19 protein-coding genes are annotated in these 19,676 nt (G+C 36.3%); 13 read left to right on the top strand and 6 right to left on the bottom strand.

What is annotated here, in order from left to right; genetic code table 11:
- Positions 1–58 precede the first annotated feature (58 nt).
- Positions 59–982, bottom strand: a complete 924-nt coding sequence (locus ACFQ13_RS02570; protein WP_386113689.1) for a peptidoglycan DD-metalloendopeptidase family protein — start codon at positions 980–982, stop codon at positions 59–61.
- A gap of 342 nt (positions 983–1,324) precedes the next feature.
- Here ACFQ13_RS02570 and ACFQ13_RS02565 point away from each other — a divergent pair, with 342 nt between their 5' ends.
- From ACFQ13_RS02565 to lpxD, 6 genes are all read left to right on the top strand, one after another.
- Positions 1,325–2,878 (top strand): DEAD/DEAH box helicase, encoded by a 1,554-nt coding sequence (locus tag ACFQ13_RS02565; protein ID WP_386113686.1) that lies wholly within the window; start codon positions 1,325–1,327, stop codon positions 2,876–2,878.
- Positions 2,879–2,971: 93 nt separating this feature from the next.
- Positions 2,972–3,421 carry a KTSC domain-containing protein gene (locus tag ACFQ13_RS02560; RefSeq protein ID WP_386113683.1) on the top strand — a complete coding sequence of 150 codons (450 nt, stop codon included), beginning with the start codon at positions 2,972–2,974 and terminating at the stop codon, positions 3,419–3,421.
- A gap of 31 nt (positions 3,422–3,452) precedes the next feature.
- Complete coding sequence (locus ACFQ13_RS02555) at positions 3,453–5,003, top strand: SDR family NAD(P)-dependent oxidoreductase (RefSeq protein ID WP_386113680.1); 1,551 nt, start codon at positions 3,453–3,455, stop codon at positions 5,001–5,003.
- Between the two features lie 169 nt (positions 5,004–5,172).
- Positions 5,173–5,556: a hypothetical protein gene (locus tag ACFQ13_RS02550; RefSeq protein ID WP_386113677.1), complete on the top strand. Its 384-nt coding sequence runs from the start codon at positions 5,173–5,175 to the stop codon at positions 5,554–5,556.
- Between the two features lie 129 nt (positions 5,557–5,685).
- Positions 5,686–6,804: a DEAD/DEAH box helicase gene (locus ACFQ13_RS02545; protein WP_386113674.1), complete on the top strand. Its 1,119-nt coding sequence runs from the start codon at positions 5,686–5,688 to the stop codon at positions 6,802–6,804.
- A 182-nt stretch (positions 6,805–6,986) separates the two neighbouring features.
- On the top strand, positions 6,987–7,976 hold the full coding sequence (gene lpxD / locus ACFQ13_RS02540; RefSeq protein ID WP_386113671.1) for a UDP-3-O-(3-hydroxymyristoyl)glucosamine N-acyltransferase: 990 nt from the start codon (positions 6,987–6,989) through the stop codon (positions 7,974–7,976).
- A 140-nt stretch (positions 7,977–8,116) separates the two neighbouring features.
- Here the strand turns inward: lpxD and ACFQ13_RS02535 are convergent, their stop codons facing one another.
- Positions 8,117–9,508, bottom strand: a complete 1,392-nt coding sequence (locus ACFQ13_RS02535) for an NAD-dependent succinate-semialdehyde dehydrogenase (RefSeq protein ID WP_386113668.1) — start codon at positions 9,506–9,508, stop codon at positions 8,117–8,119.
- Between the two features lie 199 nt (positions 9,509–9,707).
- On the opposite strand from ACFQ13_RS02535, the gene ACFQ13_RS02530 reads away from it, so the two are divergent.
- The 3 genes from ACFQ13_RS02530 to ACFQ13_RS02520 all read left to right on the top strand — a co-directional run bounded on the left by ACFQ13_RS02530 (position 9,708) and on the right by ACFQ13_RS02520 (position 12,549).
- On the top strand, positions 9,708–10,238 hold the full coding sequence (locus ACFQ13_RS02530; protein ID WP_386113665.1) for a redoxin domain-containing protein: 531 nt from the start codon (positions 9,708–9,710) through the stop codon (positions 10,236–10,238).
- A 69-nt stretch (positions 10,239–10,307) separates the two neighbouring features.
- Positions 10,308–11,189: a YihY/virulence factor BrkB family protein gene (locus ACFQ13_RS02525; RefSeq protein ID WP_386113662.1), complete on the top strand. Its 882-nt coding sequence runs from the start codon at positions 10,308–10,310 to the stop codon at positions 11,187–11,189.
- Between the two features lie 169 nt (positions 11,190–11,358).
- Entirely contained in the window at positions 11,359–12,549 is a 1,191-nt protein-coding gene (locus ACFQ13_RS02520) for a CynX/NimT family MFS transporter (protein WP_386113660.1), read from the top strand.
- 323 nt (positions 12,550–12,872) lie between these two features.
- Here the strand turns inward: ACFQ13_RS02520 and ACFQ13_RS02515 are convergent, their stop codons facing one another.
- From ACFQ13_RS02515 to ACFQ13_RS02505, 3 genes are all read right to left on the bottom strand, one after another.
- Positions 12,873–13,214, bottom strand: a complete 342-nt coding sequence (locus tag ACFQ13_RS02515; RefSeq protein WP_386113657.1) for a hypothetical protein — start codon at positions 13,212–13,214, stop codon at positions 12,873–12,875.
- A 141-nt stretch (positions 13,215–13,355) separates the two neighbouring features.
- A complete protein-coding gene (locus ACFQ13_RS02510) occupies positions 13,356–13,532 on the bottom strand; it encodes a hypothetical protein (RefSeq protein WP_386113656.1) in 177 nt (58 codons plus the stop codon).
- A gap of 20 nt (positions 13,533–13,552) precedes the next feature.
- Positions 13,553–13,747, bottom strand: a complete 195-nt coding sequence (locus ACFQ13_RS02505; RefSeq protein WP_386113654.1) for a hypothetical protein — start codon at positions 13,745–13,747, stop codon at positions 13,553–13,555.
- A gap of 80 nt (positions 13,748–13,827) precedes the next feature.
- Between ACFQ13_RS02505 and ACFQ13_RS02500 the strand changes: the two genes are divergently transcribed.
- Positions 13,828–14,709, top strand: coding sequence for a helix-turn-helix transcriptional regulator (locus ACFQ13_RS02500; protein WP_386113652.1), 882 nt, complete (start codon positions 13,828–13,830; stop codon positions 14,707–14,709).
- Positions 14,710–14,949: 240 nt separating this feature from the next.
- On the opposite strand, the gene ACFQ13_RS02495 is transcribed toward ACFQ13_RS02500, so the two are convergent.
- The gene (locus tag ACFQ13_RS02495; RefSeq protein ID WP_386113650.1) at positions 14,950–16,194 is read right to left on the bottom strand and encodes a S8 family serine peptidase; all 1,245 of its coding nucleotides are present in this window, start codon (positions 16,192–16,194) and stop codon (positions 14,950–14,952) included.
- 332 nt (positions 16,195–16,526) lie between these two features.
- Here ACFQ13_RS02495 and ACFQ13_RS02490 point away from each other — a divergent pair, with 332 nt between their 5' ends.
- The 3 genes from ACFQ13_RS02490 (at position 16,527) to ACFQ13_RS02480 (ending at position 19,537) form a co-directional block, all read left to right on the top strand.
- Entirely contained in the window at positions 16,527–16,913 is a 387-nt protein-coding gene (locus tag ACFQ13_RS02490; protein ID WP_386113647.1) for a DUF302 domain-containing protein, read from the top strand.
- Positions 16,914–17,114: 201 nt separating this feature from the next.
- Positions 17,115–18,944, top strand: coding sequence for a collagen-binding domain-containing protein (locus tag ACFQ13_RS02485; RefSeq protein ID WP_386113646.1), 1,830 nt, complete (start codon positions 17,115–17,117; stop codon positions 18,942–18,944).
- Positions 18,945–19,099: 155 nt separating this feature from the next.
- Complete coding sequence (locus ACFQ13_RS02480) at positions 19,100–19,537, top strand: TlpA family protein disulfide reductase (RefSeq protein WP_386113644.1); 438 nt, start codon at positions 19,100–19,102, stop codon at positions 19,535–19,537.
- The last annotated feature ends 139 nt before the right edge of the window (positions 19,538–19,676 follow it).

Raw genomic sequence — 19,676 nt, 5'->3', positions numbered from 1 at the left:
TTGGTTTTATGCAAACGCAAAAGTACAGAATTTTATAAATTATAAATTGGTTTTAAGATTATAAAAGCAAGCGCTGCCCAATTTTTAAAGTAGAATTTTTTTTAATGGCATTACTGCGGCATAAGGCAGCAATAGAGAGGTTGTTTTTTCTAGAAATATCATACAGTGTATCGCCCTTTTTGACTACGTAGTATTTTGGAATTTTAGCGAGACGCATTAATTCCTTAGCTTCCTCTGCAGATTCTATAACCTTCACTTCAGTAACGCGTCTAGGATTGTGAAATCTGGCATGGGTCCATTTTTGAGTAACCCAAACATGCTGAGAACGTATGGCATTTTTAGAAGAGAAATCGAATAAGTATTCCGGATAAATTGAGGCACCGTTATAACTCAATTCTAAGTGTAAATGACTTCCTCTAGAATTTCCTGTATTACCGCCTTTACCTAAATACTGACCTTTTTGTAAGGTGTCGTTTGGTTGCACAGCTATACGAGACAAGTGGGCATAAGTAGATTCTAATCCGTTATAATGGCGCACCACTACGGTATTACCATAACCATTAACGTATTTGGCTAATCGCACAATGCCATCAAGGACAGCAACAACAGTATCTCCAGTGACTAAATCGATGTCAATCCCATTGTGGGCACGACCGCGACGCCAACCATAACGCGAGGTTACGACTTTTTTATGTTTAACAGGAGATTCGTAAACTGTATCGTTAAACTTTATTTCTAATGGAAATTGTTGTAATGTGTTTCGGTAAGGATTGTAAACGTTGTGATCCCAGTAGGCATCCGTAATGGATGGCGATTTAGGGGTTAGGCTTACTAAGGGAATTTCTACAGTTTCAGGAATGTTACTTTTGGTGAAATTTACCGTTGGCAATTCAATAATTAAAGAATTAGCAATAGAATCTTGTTGAGCGTAGTTAAATGAAGTGATGCAAACTAAAGCAAAACAGAACAAAAAGTGTTTCATAAAAAATAGTAATAATCTTCTAGCGTTTGAAACGTAAATATAAAATAAATATTATCTCTCTTTTTATGAGGTATGCCGTGGTCTAAAACAATCTTTTTTAAGCGATGCAAGACGCCTAATGTTGTTTAAAATTCTAAACGCTTGTAATAGAGTTGATTTCTCTATTTAGTACTAAGTTCGAGGTCCGATTTTTCTGAATTTATAGGTCAGAATCCCTAAAAATAAGCCTTAAATTTTAACAAATAAATAGCATTTTATCGAGTATCTATTGGGCTGAAGCTTTTTTAGTGCGTCAAAGTGTTGTAAATTTGCACCTTCATTTAAAACCTCGAAACTAAATTTATGTCTGAAGCAAGAGAAGCTGTTAAAGAAAAGAAAACTGATAAGGAATTATATGACTATCAACAAGGGGCGATAAGTCAGATTTTTGAAAAGTTTGATACCGAACGTGAGGATTATCACCTGCTTTACCAACTTCCAACAGGGGGTGGTAAAACCGTTATCTTTTCTGAAATGGTACGTCAGTATTTAAAACACCATAATAAAAAGGTGTTAATTATGACGCACAGGGTGGAACTTTGTAATCAAACATCAAAAATGTTGAATGGCTTTGGTGTAACCAACAAAGTTGTGAATAGTAAGGCCAATTTAGATGATCAAGCAGAGTATTCTTGTTTTGTGGCTATGGTAGAGACGCTAAACAACCGTCTAAATGATGGGATTTTAGATATCTCAGGTGTTGGTTTGGTGATTATTGATGAAGCGCACTACAACTCTTTTACAAAACTATTTAAGTTTTTTGAAAAGTCGTTTATCCTTGGGGTAACGGCAACGCCTTTAAGTTCCAATAAGGAGTTACCAATGAAGGATAATTATGATGAATTAATTACTGGGGAAACGATTGAAAACCTTATTGAAAATGAGTTTTTAGCACGTGCAGAAACTTATGCTTATGATATGGGGTTGACCTCTTTAGAAGTAGGGTCTAATGGAGATTATACGGTAAAATCTTCTGAAGATCTGTACTCTAGTCCTTCTATGTTGCAGAAATTAATTGATGCCTATAAAAAACACTCTTTAGGGAAAAAGACGCTGATTTTTAATAACGGTATTAATACATCTATTAATGTTTATTACGCTTTTAAGGATGCAGGTTATCCGGTAATGCACTTAGATAATACGGCAACCAAAAAACAACGAAAGCAAATTTTACAATGGTTTCATGAGACTCCTGATGCTATTTTAACGTCAGTAAGTATCTTAACAACAGGTTTTGATGAGCCTACTATTGATACTATTATTTTAAATAGAGCCACCAAATCATTGACCTTGTATTACCAAATGATTGGTCGTGGATCGCGTATTTTAAATAATAAATCGAAGTTTACAACTATTGATTTAGGGAATAACTTATACCGCTTTGGACCTTGGGGTGCGGATTTAGATTGGCAGACCATCTTTAAGTCGCCTAATTTTTACGCAGACCGTATTAAAGATGATGAAGCTATTGAATCTAACTTTAAGCACGACTTATCGGATGAAGTAAAAGAAGAGTTTTCTAAATCTGAAGAAACGTACTTTGATATTAAGCAGACTTATAAAGATGCAGTAGATGCAGGAGAGTCTTCAAAAGTGGTTTTAGAACGTTCTATAGAACAGCATGCTAAGATCTGTATTGAAAACAGTGAAGATGTTTATGATGCCTTGGCCTTAGCAAAATTATTGAAAGACGATATTAACCAACGTATTGAAACGTACGCGAAATGTATCAGTAGAAGTACTTATAATTTCCTAAAATGGTTAAAAGATGATTATCAGAAGAAATTAAGTTCTTACTTAAGAAGTAATTTTGATGAGAAATTTGAAGAAATACATGGTTATCCGCCAGAGGATTAAGGTTTTTCTGTGCTCTTAAAATTTAAAAAATAATAAAGTAGTTCTTGTCTAAGAAAATAGCGTAATTTCGCGCCTCAAATTAAAGCACGAAACATGAAACGCATTTCCCAGTACAAAAAACTCTTTGCTATAGAAGATTCTCTAGATTTAAAGACTTTAAAGAAAACCTATAGAAACCTTGTAAAAGAGTGGCACCCAGATAAATTTCAAGATGGTGATGCAGGACAGGCAGAGGCAGAATTGAAGAGTGTTGAGATTATTGATGCCTACCACTTTTTAGTGAGTATAGCACCAGAAACTAAGGCAGCGAACTTAGACGCTTATAATAAAACCATTATGGAATCTAGTATTTTAGATTTTCAGCATAAAGGTTTGGTTTTAGAAATTACCTTTTTAGATGGGACCACCTATGAATATTTTGGAGTTCCTAAAAATGTATTTATCAAGTTTTTAAATTCTGATAAACAAATGCGATTCGCAAGGCGTAGTATCTTCAATTCGTATACCTACAGAAAATCTAAAAAAGAAACCCAAGCGGCCTAAATATATAAGTATAACGCGTTTTTTTAAAGTTATGAGCGAGGAAACCTCCAATCCATCAGAAGAAATTTCAGTAAAAGAAATTGAAACTTGTATTTCTATTTTAGAACGATTGGTTGCGGACACCGATCAGATTTTCGAAATTCCAAAAGCACAGCGTACCGCTTTAATAAAAGCCTCAGGACAATTATCGCGTCCGAGTAGGGAAGAATTTTCGCGTCGTAAAAAAGATGCTAAAAAAGCGGCTAAAAGAAAACAGGCTGCTCGTGATAAAAATGCTCGTAAAGAAACGGGAATTAGAAGTGCGAGAGAAGCTCATGTTTTTGTAGCCCCAAAATTACTGGCGGAAGCCGATTTAAAAGCTAAAGAGCAGCAAGAATTAGAATCGCCTAGAAATTGCTACGTCTGTAAAACGCTCTATACTAAACTACACCATTTTTACGACACCATGTGTGAAGAATGTGGTGATTTTAATTATGCAAAGCGTTTTCAGACCGCAGATGTTAAAGGGCAAGTGGCAGTAATTACGGGATCCCGACTAAAAATCGGTTACCATATCACATTAATGTTACTTCGTGGTGGGGCTACAGTAATTGCAACCACGCGTTTTCCAGTAGATTCAGCCTTGCGTTTTTCTCAAGAAGAGGATTTTACAGAATGGGGACATCGCCTTAAAATACACGGTTTAGACCTAAGACATATTCCTAGTGTTGAGATCTTCTGTAACTTTATAGAGCAACGTTATGAAAGACTTGATATTTTAATAAATAATGCGGCACAAACAGTAAGACGTCCGGCAGGTTTTTACAGCCATTTAATGCCTAATGAAGAACGTCCTATTGAAGAATTGCCGAAATATGCTCGCGATTTACTTAACGATCATACCGAGTGTTTGCAAGAACTTCAGCAATTAACCTCTACGGCTTCTCCTAATAAAAATATGCCAGTGACTTGGCACGGACCAGAACCGGGAATTGGTTTAAGAGCTTCTGCTAAACTTTCACAAATTCCTTATAGTTTTGATAATACTTTAGTGGCGCAAGAGGTCTTTCCTGAAGGGCAGCTTGATGCCGATTTACAGCAGGTCGATCTAAGAAAAACCAATAGCTGGCGCCTAAAATTAGGGGAAATTGAAACTACAGAGATGATTGAAGTGCAATTGGTGAATTCAGTAGCGCCGTTTGTATTGTGTAACCGTCTTTCTGAGGTGATGAAGAAAGAAAAAACAGGTCAGAAACACATTATCAATGTGTCTGCAATGGAAGGGAAGTTTCACACCTTCTTTAAAGAAGATCGTCATCCGCACACTAATATGGCCAAAGCAGCCTTAAATATGTTAACACATACGGCAGCGGGTAGTTTAGCGAAGGAAGGGATTTATATGAATGCGGTAGATACCGGATGGGTTACGGATGAAGATCCAGCGGAATTAGCAAAACGCAAACAAGAGCTTCATGATTTCCAGCCGCCTTTAGATATTGTAGATGGTGCTGCTCGTGTAATGGACCCACTTTTTGATGGAATCAATACCGGAAAACATTGGTCTGGGAAATTCTTAAAAGATTACCGACCTATTAGCTGGTAGGTTTATTGTGTTGTTGTTTTTAAGTATTTGGTTTTTAGTATTTAATAGGGTGTTTTTTAAACTATTAATTCAATGTTAAATCGTTGTTTTAAAGGTTAAGAATTCTTAATTTTTTTGACTTAAAGTGGTTAAAATGGTATTTTAAAGAAAACCAAAAAACAACTTTAAAATGAAAACTATTCTATTTATCATAAGCTTACTATTCACAATTAACCTTTCTGCACAAGATCCAATTTTACAGAAGGACAATGAAGCTTTAGAGGCTGTGGCTACTAAATTAACTAAGACTTACGATGAGCACTTAGCTTTAGATGGAAAGCAATTTATTTTGTTCGAGAAAAAAATTGAAGAGTATTTAATTAAAGAAGAAAATATTCATAAGAAGTTCAGCGGGGAAGAAAAGCTTAACCTGTTATATAAATTAAGGAAAGCGGAAACGATGGAGATGCGTAATGTGTTAAGGCAACCACAGTTTGATTTGTATAAGCGTATAAAGTCGCAAATTCAACCGCTTGCCGTTATTACAACTTCAGATAAAACCGATAATAAATAACAATTCAACTTAAAAGTATAATACAAACATTCTAAATGACGTTTAGGATGTTTTTTTATTTTAGAAATACACTTTTTTAGTCTTAAAAATTGAGACGTTCAAGTTACCTTTGCACTTTAATTATTTTGTATGAAAACATTTTCAGAATTAGGGATTAGTAAATCCTATATCAAAGCTTTAAAAGAGCTTAACATTGTAAATCCAACCGAAATTCAAGAAGCGGTTATTCCTACTTTACTTAAATCTAAAACCGATTTAATAGGTTTAGCACAAACGGGTACGGGTAAAACAGCGGCCTTTGGTTTACCGGTCTTACACGCTATTAACCCTAATAATACAGATGTTCAAGCTTTAATTATTGCGCCAACGCGCGAATTAGTGAAACAAATACAAAAGCAGATTTTTAGGTTTACAAAGTATGTTGATGCTAAAATATTTGCTGAAGGTGTTTATGGTGGTGAAAAAATGGATAAACAAATTAAAGCCTTAACAAGAACCACTCATATTGTTGTGGCTACACCAGGTCGTTTGTTAGATTTGGTAGAGCGTGGTGCTGTAGATATCTCTAAAGTGAAAACATTGATTTTAGATGAAGCGGATGAGATGTTGAGTATGGGCTTTAAGGAAGATTTAAATAAAATTTTAAAGTTTAATACGTCTAGAAGAAACACTTGGTTGTTTTCAGCGACCATGCCAGAAGAAATTAAACGTATGGTGAATACATATATGTCGCCAAACGCCGTAAAGGTTGAAGTGAATAAGAATGCTTTAGTAAACGAAAACATCTCACATCATTATATACATACGAGTATTAAGGAAAAGCTAAACATGATTATCCGTATTTTGGATAAAAGACAAGAGGAGCGTGGTATTATTTTTTGCAGAACCAAAGCTGGAACGAAAGCCTTAGCTCAAGAATTACAAAATGAAGGTTTTGCTGTAGGCGCTTTAGAAGGCGATATGCAACAAAAAGAACGTGATAAGGTGATGCGTGCTTTTAAAAATGAAAGTCTTCAAATTTTAGTATCTACTGATGTTTCAGCACGAGGGATTGATGTTAATAACCTAGGTTTTGTATTGCATCATCAATTGCCAGAACAACTCGATTATTACACGCATCGTAGTGGAAGAACGGCTAGGGCAGGGAAGACAGGGCAATCTATTGCTTTAATTATCCCTGGTGAAATGCAGAAAGTTATCGATATTCAATCGGCTTTAGGAATTACGTTTAGAGAACTAGCGATTTAGTTATAAGTAACTGATATTGAAATTATTGAAAGAGGTTTATTAAAGTGTTTAATGAACCTCTTTTTGCGTCTTATAATTTGGTGTTTCTAATAAAAGATATGGCGTCAAATATTGACTTTGATTCGGTTTTTAAGATATTAATCTTACCTTGTGTCATAATAAACTAATATGCTACATAATTAATGAAATCATTTTCTATTCAAGATATCAATGCCATTATTAATGGTGAAATCGTAGGGGAGAGCACTAACGCTATTACGGGCTTAGAGCAAATTGAAAAAGCCAATCCCCATCAAGCCACTTTTATTGGAAGTCGAAAATTTGGAAACCTTTGGAAGGATTCTAAGGCGAGTTTGGCGATTATTAACGACAATATAGATTTAGAACCTGGCGAAAATAAAGCCTTTATCAAAGTTAAAAATGCCGATTTGGCAATGGCGAAATTATTAGAAGCTTTTGCGCCGGAAACCCCGTATTTTGAAGTTGCGATTCATCCTTCTGCAACGGTTGATGCTTCTGCAACCATAGGAGAAGGTACTAAAATTGGAGCAGGAGCCTTTATTGGCAAGAATGTGGTCCTCGGCGCTCATGTTACCGTGTATCCTAATGTGACCATTTTAGATGATACCACAATTGGCGATCATACGGTTATTTGGTCGGGAACTGTAATTAGAGAGCGCTCAGAAATTGGACACTATTGTATTTTCCATAATAACGTAAGTATTGGTGCGGATGGATTTGGGTACCGCCCAAGTGATGATGGTCGTGGCTTAGTAAAAATACCTCATATAGGAAATGTGGTTATTGGTAATGCTGTAGAAATCGGTGCTAATTCTTGTGTAGACCGCGGTAAATTTAGTTCTACGATTATCGGTGATGGATGTAAAATTGACAATTTGGTTCAAATTGCGCACAACTGCGTCCTTGGTCGCTCTTGTATAATGGCGGGAAGTTCTGGTTTAGCAGGATCAGTAACGCTTGGTGATGGCGTTATTATTGGAGGTTCAGCGTCTATTAAAGATCATACCACCATTCATTCAGGTGCTATAGTAGGTGCGGGATCTGGCGTAATGAACGATGTACCAGCAGGAAAAACAGTATTAGGATACCCTGCTGTAGATTCTAGAGAGATGTTAAAACAATGGGTAGCGCTTAGGAAACTAGCACGTTAATCATAATAAAACATAAAAACGTCAGTACAGCTGTATTTTAGACTTTAAGTCTTATCGCTTTCATATTAAAGTGTTTAGACTATGAGTAAAGCGAAAAATAGAGATCTACTGACGTTTTATTTAGAAGGTGTTATTGGGGTTTAGCCCACCATGATCGATTTGATATTTACAAACTCTTTCATTCCATAACCACCGTGTTCTCTACCAAAACCAGAGTCTTTTACACCACCAAAAGGCATATTGGGATACGCGGTTCCGAAGGCATTGATAAACACCATGCCGGTATCAAAATGCTTCTCGGCAAGTTCTATAGCATGCTTTTCATTTTTAGAAAAGATACCACCTCCAAGTCCAAAACGACTGTCATTAGCAATGCGCATGGCATCGTCTTCATCTTTAGCTTTTATTAAGGAAGCTACAGGGCCAAATAACTCATCGTCATAAGCTGGCTGCCCTGGTGTCACCTGTTCTAAAACAGTTGCTGGGTAAAAATAACCATCACCATCTGGGATTTCACCTCCACATAAGAGTTTAGCGCCTTTTTCAACACTTTGTTGCACTTGTTCATGTAGCGTATCTCTCAGGTCTTCTCTTGCAATAGGGCCTAATTTAGTATCACTAGCCATTGGGTCGCCCATCTTTAAGGCTTTCATGGCTTTTACAAATTCATCTTTAAAAGTCTCATAAACCGCTTCAACAACTACAAATCGCTTAGCGGCAATACAGGTTTCTCCGTTATTATAAATTCTACCCATCACGGAGGTTTTTACAGCCAGTTCAATATCAGCATCGTCTAAAACAATATAAGCGTCATTACTTCCTAATTCTAAAACTGATTTCTTTAAGGCTTTACCTGCTTTTTCGCCTATAATTTCTCCAGCTTTTGGGCTTCCTGTTAAAGTAATACCGCGAACTAATTTATGATTTACAACGAGGTCAGATTGGTCATGGTCTATGAGTAAAACGCTAAATAAATGCTTTGGAAGTCCTGCGGCTTCAAAGATAGATTCTAATAATTTTGCGGTTCCTGTAACATTAGCCGCATGTTTTAATAGAATACTGTTTCCAGCCATAAGATTGGTTATGGTGTAGCGGATCACTTGGTAAGATGGGTAGTTCCAAGGTTGAATTCCGTAGATCACCCCAATTGGAGCATAAGTGATAATTCCTTTTTTACCATCTTGAAGTTCGCGGGTTTCATTTTTTAAAAATTCCGAAGCCTGATCTGCTGAATAATTACAAATAGTGGTACATAAATCAACTTCTTGCTCACTTTGCTTTAGAAGTTTCCCCATTTCATTGGTCATCAATTCTGCTAATTCAGATTTACGCTCCTGTAATTCCTTACCTATGGCTTTAATGATTTTTCCTCGCGATTCAAAAGATTGTCCTTTCCAGTCTAAAAAGGCGTCATGCGATTTTTCAATAGTTGTCTTGACAACATCATCAGTCATATGTTGGTAGGCGCTGAGCTCTTTTCCTGTAGTTGGATTTATGGTTATAATGTCTTTTGTTTTTGTGTTACTTTTCATAATGCATTTTTTTTATAACTCAAAGGTGCAACTCTTAACCAAGGGCTGTTAACGGTATTCTATTAATTATTGACTTAAACACGAGGTGCAATTGGGTATGCGAAATTTTAGCGTTCGCATTAATAGAAATTGCAAACGAGCCAAGAGGAATGCAGGACTTCTTCTAATTTAGAGTTTTCCAAATGATGGGAAAATCTAAATGAATTATAAAAAAGAAAAAGACATGTTAAAACCAAGACAGAAAACACCAGATTTAAATATAAATTTAACCAACGGGATGGAGTGGACCTTAAGCAAACAAGATCCGGAAGCCTTTACAATGGTTGTTGTATATCGCGGGCTTCACTGTCCGGTATGTAAGAAATATTTAGAAGAATTACAGACAAAATTATCCAAATTTGAAGACTTAGGCGTCAATGTCGTAGCCGTGAGTAGCGACACCAAAGAAATTGCTTTAAAAACAGCGGAAGAATGGGATATAGGAGATGTGCCATTAGGTTATGAATTTTCTATTGAAGAAGCTCGAGACTGGGGATTATTTATATCTAAAGGTATTGAAGATGAGCCAGAAACGTTTATAGAGCCGGGACTGTTTGTTATAAAGCCTAATCAAGAATTATACTGTGCGTCCTTACAAACGATGCCTTTTGCAAGACCGGGCTTAGATGATATTATCAATGCTATTAAGTTTGTGTTGAATAAAGATTATCCGGCTAGAGGAGAGGCCTAATAATTTAAAACCATGGAATATATACGTAAAGTCTTTTAGGCTTTGCGTATTTTTTTATTATCGTAATCTATGTCTGAAAACAAAACATTTAAAATTACAAAACTACCGCAATTGCTTGTGGCTTCAGGGAAATCTTGGTTCGATGGTGAGCCCTTTCAGCGAAGCGCCATTGTCGCTTATTATGCCGTATTATCATTACCGGCTTTAATTATTATTATCCTGAAGGTAGTCGGAAGTTTTTGGGGTGAAGATCTAGTGCAAGGTGAATTATTAGGTGAAATTAGTAACGCGATTGGTCCCGATGCGGCAGATGCGATCCGAACAATGATTGACAATCAGAGCGGTGAAAACACGAATCTATTTGCAACGATTATAGGGATAGGAACCCTGCTTTACGGATCTACGGGAGTGTTTTTCCAGTTGCAATCGGCCTTAGACGATATTTGGGATCAGGAGCCAGCGTATAAAAATAATGTTGTCGCCACCTTAATGAGTCGTGTAAAAAGTTTTGGATTTATTTTGATCTTAGGGTTCTTACTGTTAACCAGTTTTATTTTAACGTCCTTACTGAGTGCCTTTAGTCAACAGTTAAATCGGTTTTTGCCCGACAATTTATTCGATTACCTCTTTGTTATCGACTTCTTAGTTTCGGTTGGCTTTATTTACCTATTATTCGCTACCATGTTTAAATATCTACCCTCGGCCAAGATTAAATGGAAAACCGTGAGAACAGGTGCGGCATTAACCACCTTTATGTTTTTAATAGGGAAATACCTTTTGGCGTTATATTTTAATACCATGGAACCCGGATCCACCTATGGCGCAGCAGGATCTATCATCTTAATTATGCTTTGGGTGTCTTATTCGAGTTTAATCTTACTGTTTGGAGCGCATTTCACTAAACAATATGCAGACCAATATGTTGAGGACGATTATATTACTGGGGAATAGTGACTTATAAGTCGGTACGAACGCGTTTTGTTTATAATAGAGGTTAAGAGTGGTCTTTTTAAAGCAAAGACTTATTTTTGCCTCTTTTTTTGATAATTATAGGGCGCTGTTATAAGCCTAAAAACCCGATAAATAGAGTAGGACCTTTTAAAATTCCTGAATAGAGCATATGGCAGAATTAGATGAGAATGGATTAAGCAAGGGGGCTCGAACACGTCTTCTTGTAGGGGTTTTATTTGTTTCGGTAAATTTAAGACCTGCCTTGTCCAGCATTGGACCGCTGATTGATAAGATTCGTTTAGAGCTTTTATTATCTGATACCTTATTAGGATTATTAACCACGTTACCCTTATTAGCTTTTGGGGTGGTATCTACCATGACACCATTATTTACCAAACGTTTTGGTATTGGAAATACGCTTTTAGGCGCTTTAATTTTATTGGTCGCCGGACTCGTTATTCGTTCGGCAGGAGGGGTGTTCACCTTGTATTTAGGGACCATTATTTTAGGTGTAGCTATAGCCTTTGGAAATGTGTTAATTCCAGCATTAATAAAACGAAATTTTCCGCATAAAGCAGGATTTGTAACGAGTTTATACTCCGGAATAATGTCGTTAGGGGCGGCGTTTGCTGCCGGTTTAAGTGTGCCTTTAGCTATAGAGATGAATTTGGGTTGGCGCGGATCTTTAGGGGCTTGGGCTATTTTAGCCGTTATTGCAGCATTTATTTGGTTGCCTAGTATAAAGCGAATCAAGCGATTACCGCCGAATCGAAGTTTTAAGGTCGCGATGAAAAAACTATCGGGCTCATTATTGGTATGGCGAATGGCTTTTTATATGGGACTTCAATCGGCAGCCTTTTATGTGATTTTAGCCTGGTTACCAGCCATTCTTATAGATCGTGGTTTTGATGCTGCCTATGCGGGCTGGATGTTATCCTTATCGCAGGGTACTGGGATCTTGGGTGCTATTGTTATTCCAATATGGGCGGGATCTAGAAAAGACCAGCGCCTTGTTATTGCAACTTTAGTAGCTATAGAGCTCATCGCGTTGTTAGGACTGTTATTTCCAGCAACAGGAATGGTAGCGCTTTGGGTAGGTTTGTTAGGTTTGGTACTTGGAGGTACATTTGGTTTGGCTTTGTTGCTTATTGTATTACGATCTAATGATGCGGAAACGGCCGCAGAATTATCAGGAATTGTGCAGTCTATTGGCTATATTATTGCGGCTGGCGGACCGTTTATTGTCGGTGTTATTTATGATCTTACACAGGTTTGGGATTATGCGTTACTGTTCCTCATGCTTGTAGCGCTTATAAAACTCATAACCGGAATAGATGTAGGGCGAGACCGCAAAGTATAAAGAATCTATAAGTCTTAATGAGGTTGAAAAAGGAGTACTCATTATAGTTTTTATAAAGTATTTTACATAATATAAATTATAGGACACTTTTGATATTTGATTATCCATTAGCAATTATTAAAATTTGGAGTTATTCGTACTACAATATGGATTAATGTTTTTTTTTTTTTTTTTGAATAGCATCCATTAATCGCTTGTTTAACTTTTCGGGATGAACTAGATTTTTATTAAAAACCGTTTATATGAAAATTCATATAAACGGTTTTTGAAATTAGGCGTCCATAACAATAAGGCAGTTTTGTAAATCAGATAATCTGGCCTTTTTAATCATTCATAGCACTGATAAATCTATTAATTGCTGAAATGGCAAACCAGAGTGCTATGGGTTGAAACAAAATGGCTAATAGGGCAATAAAAAAAGATGTGTTTCTTAAGGTGGTTATAAAGTTCCATATGGAAACAATTACAAGTAGAGCTAAACCAATGTTTAGATCAAAAATGCAGACTAATCCTGCAATCAATAATCTTATTATGACTCCTATTCCATATATATTATATCCATAATTATCCATGGCACTTCTCCATAAAAAGTAACCAAAAAGGATTGAAAGAATTGGTATTCCTACAAACAACATTAAAACTATTTCATTCATTTTATTTTTCATTAAATTTAAATCCTACTTCTGTTTAAAGTCTTTTTTCAGAATATTCCGACCGTATGCGTTCAATTGACTATTTCAGTCAGCAAGTCTCAATTATTTTATAAACCGTTTATAAAAAAAACGCTCTATAAACGGTTTAAATAATCAATCCTCTTTAGACGCTAAAGCAATCGCATACCCCAAACAAGCGAGTCCGCTTCCAATGGCAATAGGAATGGCTAATCCTACTCCAGCAGTCGTTGCGATGGTGAGTCCGACTGCGCCACCAGCTGAAATTATGCTTGTTATTTTACCTAATTCATTTTTTTCTTCGTTTTCCATTTTGTTCTATTTTAAGTTAATTAATCTTCTAGAGCCTTTACCAGACCAGTCACTAACAGTGATGCTCCAACTCCTATGAGCACTGCATTGGTTTTGTTTATATTTGTGTGCTTGGCAATTACTAAAGATGCCATTGCGCTAGTTGTTGAAATTTCATTGATGGCCTCTAAAATTTGTTGCTCATGCAGTTCTGTTCCTTTTGTTTTTAATGTCATATCCTATTCGTTTTTGTTGAATACAAAGATATTTTACTATATTCCCATATTTTGGGAAAATAAAATTTTATGTTTGTAGTATGAGTGCAACTAGACGACAACTTAAGTTATTGGGACTATTAGAAAATGAAGAATACATTTCAGTAAAGGCCATTGAAATGTCTTACGGAATGGAAGGATTAAAATACTCTAAAAGTCAATTTTATAGAGATATTAATTTTTTAAAAAAATTAGGCTTTTGTATAGAAAATGATAATAGTGGAAATTTCAGCTTAAACAAAGAGCTTTCTGATAATTACGACCTTTTATCACACTATTATAAGCACTTAGCAATGTCTTATTTATGTGAATCTGCGACACAACTTAATAAAGATTTTTTGAAGTTTATTGTATTTGAAAAAAACTCAACGTTTCATAATTTTCCTCTTTTTAATGTAGTGTTTAATGCAATTTGTAGCAAAAACAAGATTGAGTTTAAACATACAAGCTATTACTTTCCGGATAAGGTAGCAATGTATGAGCTAAGTCCGTATTTACTTAAAGAATATAAGAATAGATGGTATGTTGTTGGGGAAACTAATAAAGGGTTTAGAACCTTTGGCTTGGATAGGCTTTCTGATGTAACGGTTCTAGATAAAACCGTTTCGTCTAAATTTGAGAAAGCTATTGCAATGTTTGACTATACGGTTGGCTTAAATTTTAGTGATCATGAACCATGTCTGATAAAACTTTCTTTTCATAAAAGTCAAGAACCTTACTTAAAATCCTTACCCATTCATTATTCGCAAAAAATATTACCTATTATTGATGGGCGCTTTGAATTAACTCTGTTTTTAAGTTATAATTTTGAACTTAAACAAGAATTATTAAAATATGGACATTTTGTAAAAGTGATAAGTCCGAAATGGATAAAAGACGACTTTAAATTAGAGCTTGAAAAGGCACTAAAATTGTATGATTAAATCTGCATAAAGCCGGGGTTTATGGAGTTGTTGTTCTTATTTTGTTTTAACTATTATATAATGTGTAATTCTATTTAAACATCATGCTTCCCCTACACTCCTCTACTCTTTCAATTGTTACTTTGTTAAGCAGCAGGCTTATAGGTGTTTAGGTTAACTATAATAATAGTTTAAGGACTTGCAGAAAAAAAACAGCCCCAATTGAGGGGCGGTTTTAAGAGTTGTATTGTTTATTGATATCTAATGGGTTATAATCGTATCAGCGTTACCGTCGGGATCACCATTTACACTTCCACCATTACTAGCACTACCTAAAAGTAATACACCTGCAGCGTGCGGTGTTGCCATAGATGTACCACTAATGGTAGAATAACCAGCATTTTTCCAAGTCGATTTTATACTCGATCCAGGAGCACAATAATCTACTGGAGGGTTTCCATAATTTGAAAAACTAGACCAGTTATCGCCTTGTGCCATTGATGATATGGTATAAATATTGTTTCCATTTAATCTTGCAGGAGATACGTTGTTGGCATCTTGTGCTTCGTTTCCTGCTGCAAGCATAAAACGAATTCCGTTTTGAGCAGCTCCACTAATAGCATCTTCCAAAGCTATAGAAACAGGGCCTCCTAAACTCATATTGGCAACATCGCCAGAGGCACCGTTAGCAGCAACATAATCTACGCCGGCAATAACACCAGAATACGATCCTGATCCTCTTGAGTCCAATACTTTTACAGGAATTACAGTAGCACCTGCAGCAACACCAATAACACCTTGGTTATTGTCTATGGCGGCAATAGTTCCAGATACGTGAGTCCCATGACCATTACCGTCGTCTAAAGATCTTCCATCCTTGCCAGATGTAAAAGCGTTAAATCCTCGTGATGCATCTACATTTAAATCAGGATGGTCTAAATCAATGCCTGAATCTAAAATCCAAGCAACATTATTCCCTGTATAACTGATACCACCATTAACTCGAGAAATCCCCCAAGGTATTTCTTGATTAGAACTGCCGCCATCGTCACCGCCACCATCGCCATCACAAGGACCTCCGTTAGGTGTACCGCATGGTGGAGCAAATTGTACGATACGATCTTGCTCAATAAACTTTACACGCTTATCCTTTTGAAGAATGTTGATTTGTGCATCATTTAACGTAAGTGTTACTCCGTTAATAGATCTCGAATAAACATTTTTAATGTCCAATTCTAAATTCGATTTAGCGCTTGTAACCCCTAGAATGTCTTTTGTTAAATCTAAAACAGCAGTTTTTGAACTTTGAAGATCCATGGATTTAGCTATGTTAGTGTTGTATACAATAATGTATTGGTCGGGAATAACTTTTGTAGCTCCTAAGTCTTCAATAATAAAATCCGAACTATTAGTTGCTGCTTCGTCGATAGAATCATTTGAACATCCTACAAATAAGGATACAGCAGCCATGGTGCTCGCAAAAAATAATATGTTTTTTCTCATCATTCATGTGTGATTTGGTTAATAATGTCTAATATGCTAATTTTTTGTTAAAAAATAAAGAAATTCGTGTTTTATTTGATCGATTTATGAAAATAAAACAATTAAGTGGTTAGTGAATCCTTTAAATTTATAGATTTATTTAAGCTCATGCTTCCTCCACACTCCTCTGCCCTTTCTTCCATAAAATCAGGGATTAATGAATTCTAGGTCCTTAAAGCTTTATATGCAACGCTATTAAAATGAAACAATGAAATAAGCTATTGCATTAATACGACTTATAAAATCCAATTAATTTTAAAGACGAATACTATTTAATCTTTAAAAATCAATACATTATGAGTTATTACTTTAGTAAAACCTTAGAAGGGCAATTTAACGATGTGGTAGAAAAAGTTATTGCTGCACTTAAAACCGAACAGTTTGGCGTTTTAACGGAAATAGACATTAAGAGCACGCTAAAAGAAAAGTTAGAAGTCAATTTTAACAATTATAAAATATTAGGGGCTTGTAATCCGCCAAGTGCACATAAAGCCTTGTTGGCGGAAGATAAAATAGGGACCATGTTACCTTGTAATGTTATTGTGCAAGAATTAGATTCTGGAGCTATTGAGGTCGCTGCGGTTAATCCTATGGCGTCCATGCAAGCTGTAGATAACGACGATTTAAAAGCCATTGCGGAGGATATTTCTTCAAAACTTAAAACAGTTATTGAAAAGGTTTAATCATTATTGTTTTTTACATTTTTAAAGGCTTGTGCGTTCAGGAACGATCGCGTTTTGAATGGCTTTTACGCACGGCATAGTTCTTCTGAAATAAATTAAATCCTTAAGGTCAGGGTGTTATTCATCGAGTATTCGACGAACGACACGTATAATACGCTGAAATTAATAATTTTGTTGTACTTAACCTACAAATATGATATTATGGATTTAAAATTACGATGTTTTTCTTACGTTGTGGCCTCCTGGTTATGCCTTGTCCCCACAGGCGTAGAGGCACAAACGGAACCCATTCATCCCACGGAAGCGGCAGGTCACTTTAATGTGTTTACTGCTGGCGACGCTATTGCCGTAAAAACAGAATCTGAAGGGGCTTGGGCCGTTGGAGGCGATTTCACACTCGATGGGAACCTAAACATCTTTGGTGGCGTGGATCATTACAACGGAGATGCTCAAGCTACGGCTCTTGTGGTAGATGGAAAAGTGAATTATGTTTCAGGACGTTTACAAATTCTACAAAATAATTATGTGAAGATTGCTGATTTGTCTTCAAGTACCATTTTCGAATTGGATCCCAACCAAGCGATTACAAATACAAGAATCACGCCTGTTGACGGTCATTTTGATAGTACTCCAAGTATTTTACTGTCTACCTCACAAAGTGCCAGTTCTATTGCAGCAGACCCCCTACTCGATTTTGAAGCTGCTTTTGCCACATTTGAAACCGTATCAGCACAGATCGGAAGTTTAGAGCCAAATGTTTCTTGGGATTTAAACGTATATGCTCAAGGGAAATTATGGGTAGATTTAGTACCTCAAACGACTAACGTGATCAATTTTACGGCAGCCGAATTCAATGCACTCCAAGAAATTAAATTCAATACCCTAGTACCTTCAGCAACTACGCCCTTGGTTATTAATATTACGGATGTTAGTGTAAATCCTGAAGTTGTAACATTAAATAGCTGGCCAAATATTGTGGGTAGCCCTTTAAGTTACGCGCCTTATATTCTATATAATTTTCCGGAGGTACAGTCTACGCTAGAATACACAGGCGGTGCGCAAATGTATGGGACTATTTATGCGCCCAAAGCACGATTTAATAATCGCAGCCAGTTTAATATAGACGGTCAGATTATCGTTGCGGCGTTTGAACAGAATTCAGGCGAAGTTCACCCTTTATTGTTTGATACCGTTATTGAGTTGCCGCCGTTTATTGCTGAAGAAATCTGTGATGGTATCGATAATAATGGCGATGGTCTTATTGATGAAGGTTTTGCCGATACGGATGGCGATGGTATTGCAGATTGTGTAGATAATTGTCCTGAGACCCCAAATCCAGATCAATTAGATACAAATGCCAATGGAATTGGTGATGCTTGTGAAACTTCTGAAGTTGAAGAAATCTGTGATGGTATCGATAATAATGGCGATGGCCTTATTGATGAAGGTTTTGCCGATACGGATGGCGATGGTATTGCCGATTGTGTAGATAATTGTCCTGAGACCCCAAATCCAGATCAATTAGATACAAATGCTAATGGTATTGGTGATGCTTGTGAAACGCCTGAAGTTGAAGAAATTTGCGATGGCATAGATAATAATGGCGATGGTCTTATTGATGAAGGTTTTGATGATATCGATGCAGACGGTGTTGCCGACTGTGTAGATAATTGCATTTATACCTATAATCCTGATCAAGCCGATTTAGATGGCGATGGTCTTGGTGATGCTTGTGGTGCTGGTGCAACGGGACCGTATTACCGAAGTGCATTTAGCGTGGACGTCTATCCTATTCCCTATGAAGATGTGGTACACTTTAGTCATCATGCAACGGTAAATACAAACGCAACCATTGAAGTTTTTGATATGAACGGACGCGTATTAAAACGTGTGGTGAGTCCTTTAGAGATGAATGCTGAAAATGAAATAATTAGCATAAGTTTAAAGGAGTTTTCTAAGGAAAGTCCGGTGTTATTTGTTCGTTTTACAACGGATGAAGGCACTGTGGTAAAACGGATCATTTCGCATTAAGTCAAATTTATTTCGTTTTATAAACTAGAAAAGCCAGTTAGCAGCGTGTCTAACTGGCTTTTTTGTAGCGTATGAAGTCACGAGCTTGGAAGGCTTATCTTTTATAACGCTTAAAAGCTTAATTTTGTGGTCTAATAATCATAGAAGCGCTAAATATGAATGATGCTGTTGCGAGTATTAAAGTATTGGATTTAGAGGGAAATGCAGTCGATCTCATGCAAACCTATAAGGATAAAATTCTCGTACTGATCATTTATAACAATGCGTGTTTAGGTTGTACCGGACGTGCTATTCCTCTGGCATACGAGTTGCAACAAACCTTTCCGTCAATTCAAGTGGTTGGCATTCATTCTAACTTCCCAGGTAGAGAAGCGACTGAAGAAAGTATTAAAGCTATTTTTACCAGTGGCGAAATTCCTTTTCCTATTTATATAGATCCTAATCATCAGGTATATGACCAGTTTAAATCTGAAGGAACACCACAATGGATTCTAATCGCTGAAAACGCTCATCAATTTCGGTCTATTTTTGGGTCGCAAGCCAATGCTAAGAATCGTTTGTACTATGCTCTAGAAAGTTTAGTGGAAAACTAAAAACTAACCAACATATAAATCATAGTGAGATGGGGTACGGCTTTGGGAATGTATACTGCAGAAACTAGAGGCGAGTTTCTATTTGAAAAATAGAAATAATAGAATAAGCGATTTATGTTTTATTTTTAAAACCCCATTT

It is taken from the genome of Winogradskyella rapida, from assembly GCF_042675845.1.
Lineage (GTDB): Bacteria > Bacteroidota > Bacteroidia > Flavobacteriales > Flavobacteriaceae > Winogradskyella > Winogradskyella rapida.
Note: the sequence above shows the minus strand (reverse complement) of the source record. Positions and strands in the feature narration are given on the sequence as shown.

What these genes read in the sequence shown, in the direction of transcription:
- ACFQ13_RS02570 (WP_386113689.1), bottom strand. Translation starts at nt 982, where the DNA reads ATGAAACACTTTTTGTTCTGTTTTGCTTTAGTTTGCATCACTTCATTT.
- ACFQ13_RS02565 (WP_386113686.1), top strand. Translation starts at nt 1,325, where the DNA reads ATGTCTGAAGCAAGAGAAGCTGTTAAAGAAAAGAAAACTGATAAGGAA.
- ACFQ13_RS02560 (WP_386113683.1), top strand. Translation starts at nt 2,972, where the DNA reads ATGAAACGCATTTCCCAGTACAAAAAACTCTTTGCTATAGAAGATTCT.
- ACFQ13_RS02555 (WP_386113680.1), top strand. Translation starts at nt 3,453, where the DNA reads ATGAGCGAGGAAACCTCCAATCCATCAGAAGAAATTTCAGTAAAAGAA.
- ACFQ13_RS02550 (WP_386113677.1), top strand. Translation starts at nt 5,173, where the DNA reads ATGAAAACTATTCTATTTATCATAAGCTTACTATTCACAATTAACCTT.
- ACFQ13_RS02545 (WP_386113674.1), top strand. Translation starts at nt 5,686, where the DNA reads ATGAAAACATTTTCAGAATTAGGGATTAGTAAATCCTATATCAAAGCT.
- lpxD (WP_386113671.1), top strand. Translation starts at nt 6,987, where the DNA reads ATGAAATCATTTTCTATTCAAGATATCAATGCCATTATTAATGGTGAA.
- ACFQ13_RS02535 (WP_386113668.1), bottom strand. Translation starts at nt 9,508, where the DNA reads ATGAAAAGTAACACAAAAACAAAAGACATTATAACCATAAATCCAACT.
- ACFQ13_RS02530 (WP_386113665.1), top strand. Translation starts at nt 9,708, where the DNA reads ATGAATTATAAAAAAGAAAAAGACATGTTAAAACCAAGACAGAAAACA.
- ACFQ13_RS02525 (WP_386113662.1), top strand. Translation starts at nt 10,308, where the DNA reads ATGTCTGAAAACAAAACATTTAAAATTACAAAACTACCGCAATTGCTT.
- ACFQ13_RS02520 (WP_386113660.1), top strand. Translation starts at nt 11,359, where the DNA reads ATGGCAGAATTAGATGAGAATGGATTAAGCAAGGGGGCTCGAACACGT.
- ACFQ13_RS02515 (WP_386113657.1), bottom strand. Translation starts at nt 13,214, where the DNA reads ATGAAAAATAAAATGAATGAAATAGTTTTAATGTTGTTTGTAGGAATA.
- ACFQ13_RS02510 (WP_386113656.1), bottom strand. Translation starts at nt 13,532, where the DNA reads ATGGAAAACGAAGAAAAAAATGAATTAGGTAAAATAACAAGCATAATT.
- ACFQ13_RS02505 (WP_386113654.1), bottom strand. Translation starts at nt 13,747, where the DNA reads ATGACATTAAAAACAAAAGGAACAGAACTGCATGAGCAACAAATTTTA.
- ACFQ13_RS02500 (WP_386113652.1), top strand. Translation starts at nt 13,828, where the DNA reads ATGAGTGCAACTAGACGACAACTTAAGTTATTGGGACTATTAGAAAAT.
- ACFQ13_RS02495 (WP_386113650.1), bottom strand. Translation starts at nt 16,194, where the DNA reads ATGATGAGAAAAAACATATTATTTTTTGCGAGCACCATGGCTGCTGTA.
- ACFQ13_RS02490 (WP_386113647.1), top strand. Translation starts at nt 16,527, where the DNA reads ATGAGTTATTACTTTAGTAAAACCTTAGAAGGGCAATTTAACGATGTG.
- ACFQ13_RS02485 (WP_386113646.1), top strand. Translation starts at nt 17,115, where the DNA reads ATGGATTTAAAATTACGATGTTTTTCTTACGTTGTGGCCTCCTGGTTA.
- ACFQ13_RS02480 (WP_386113644.1), top strand. Translation starts at nt 19,100, where the DNA reads ATGAATGATGCTGTTGCGAGTATTAAAGTATTGGATTTAGAGGGAAAT.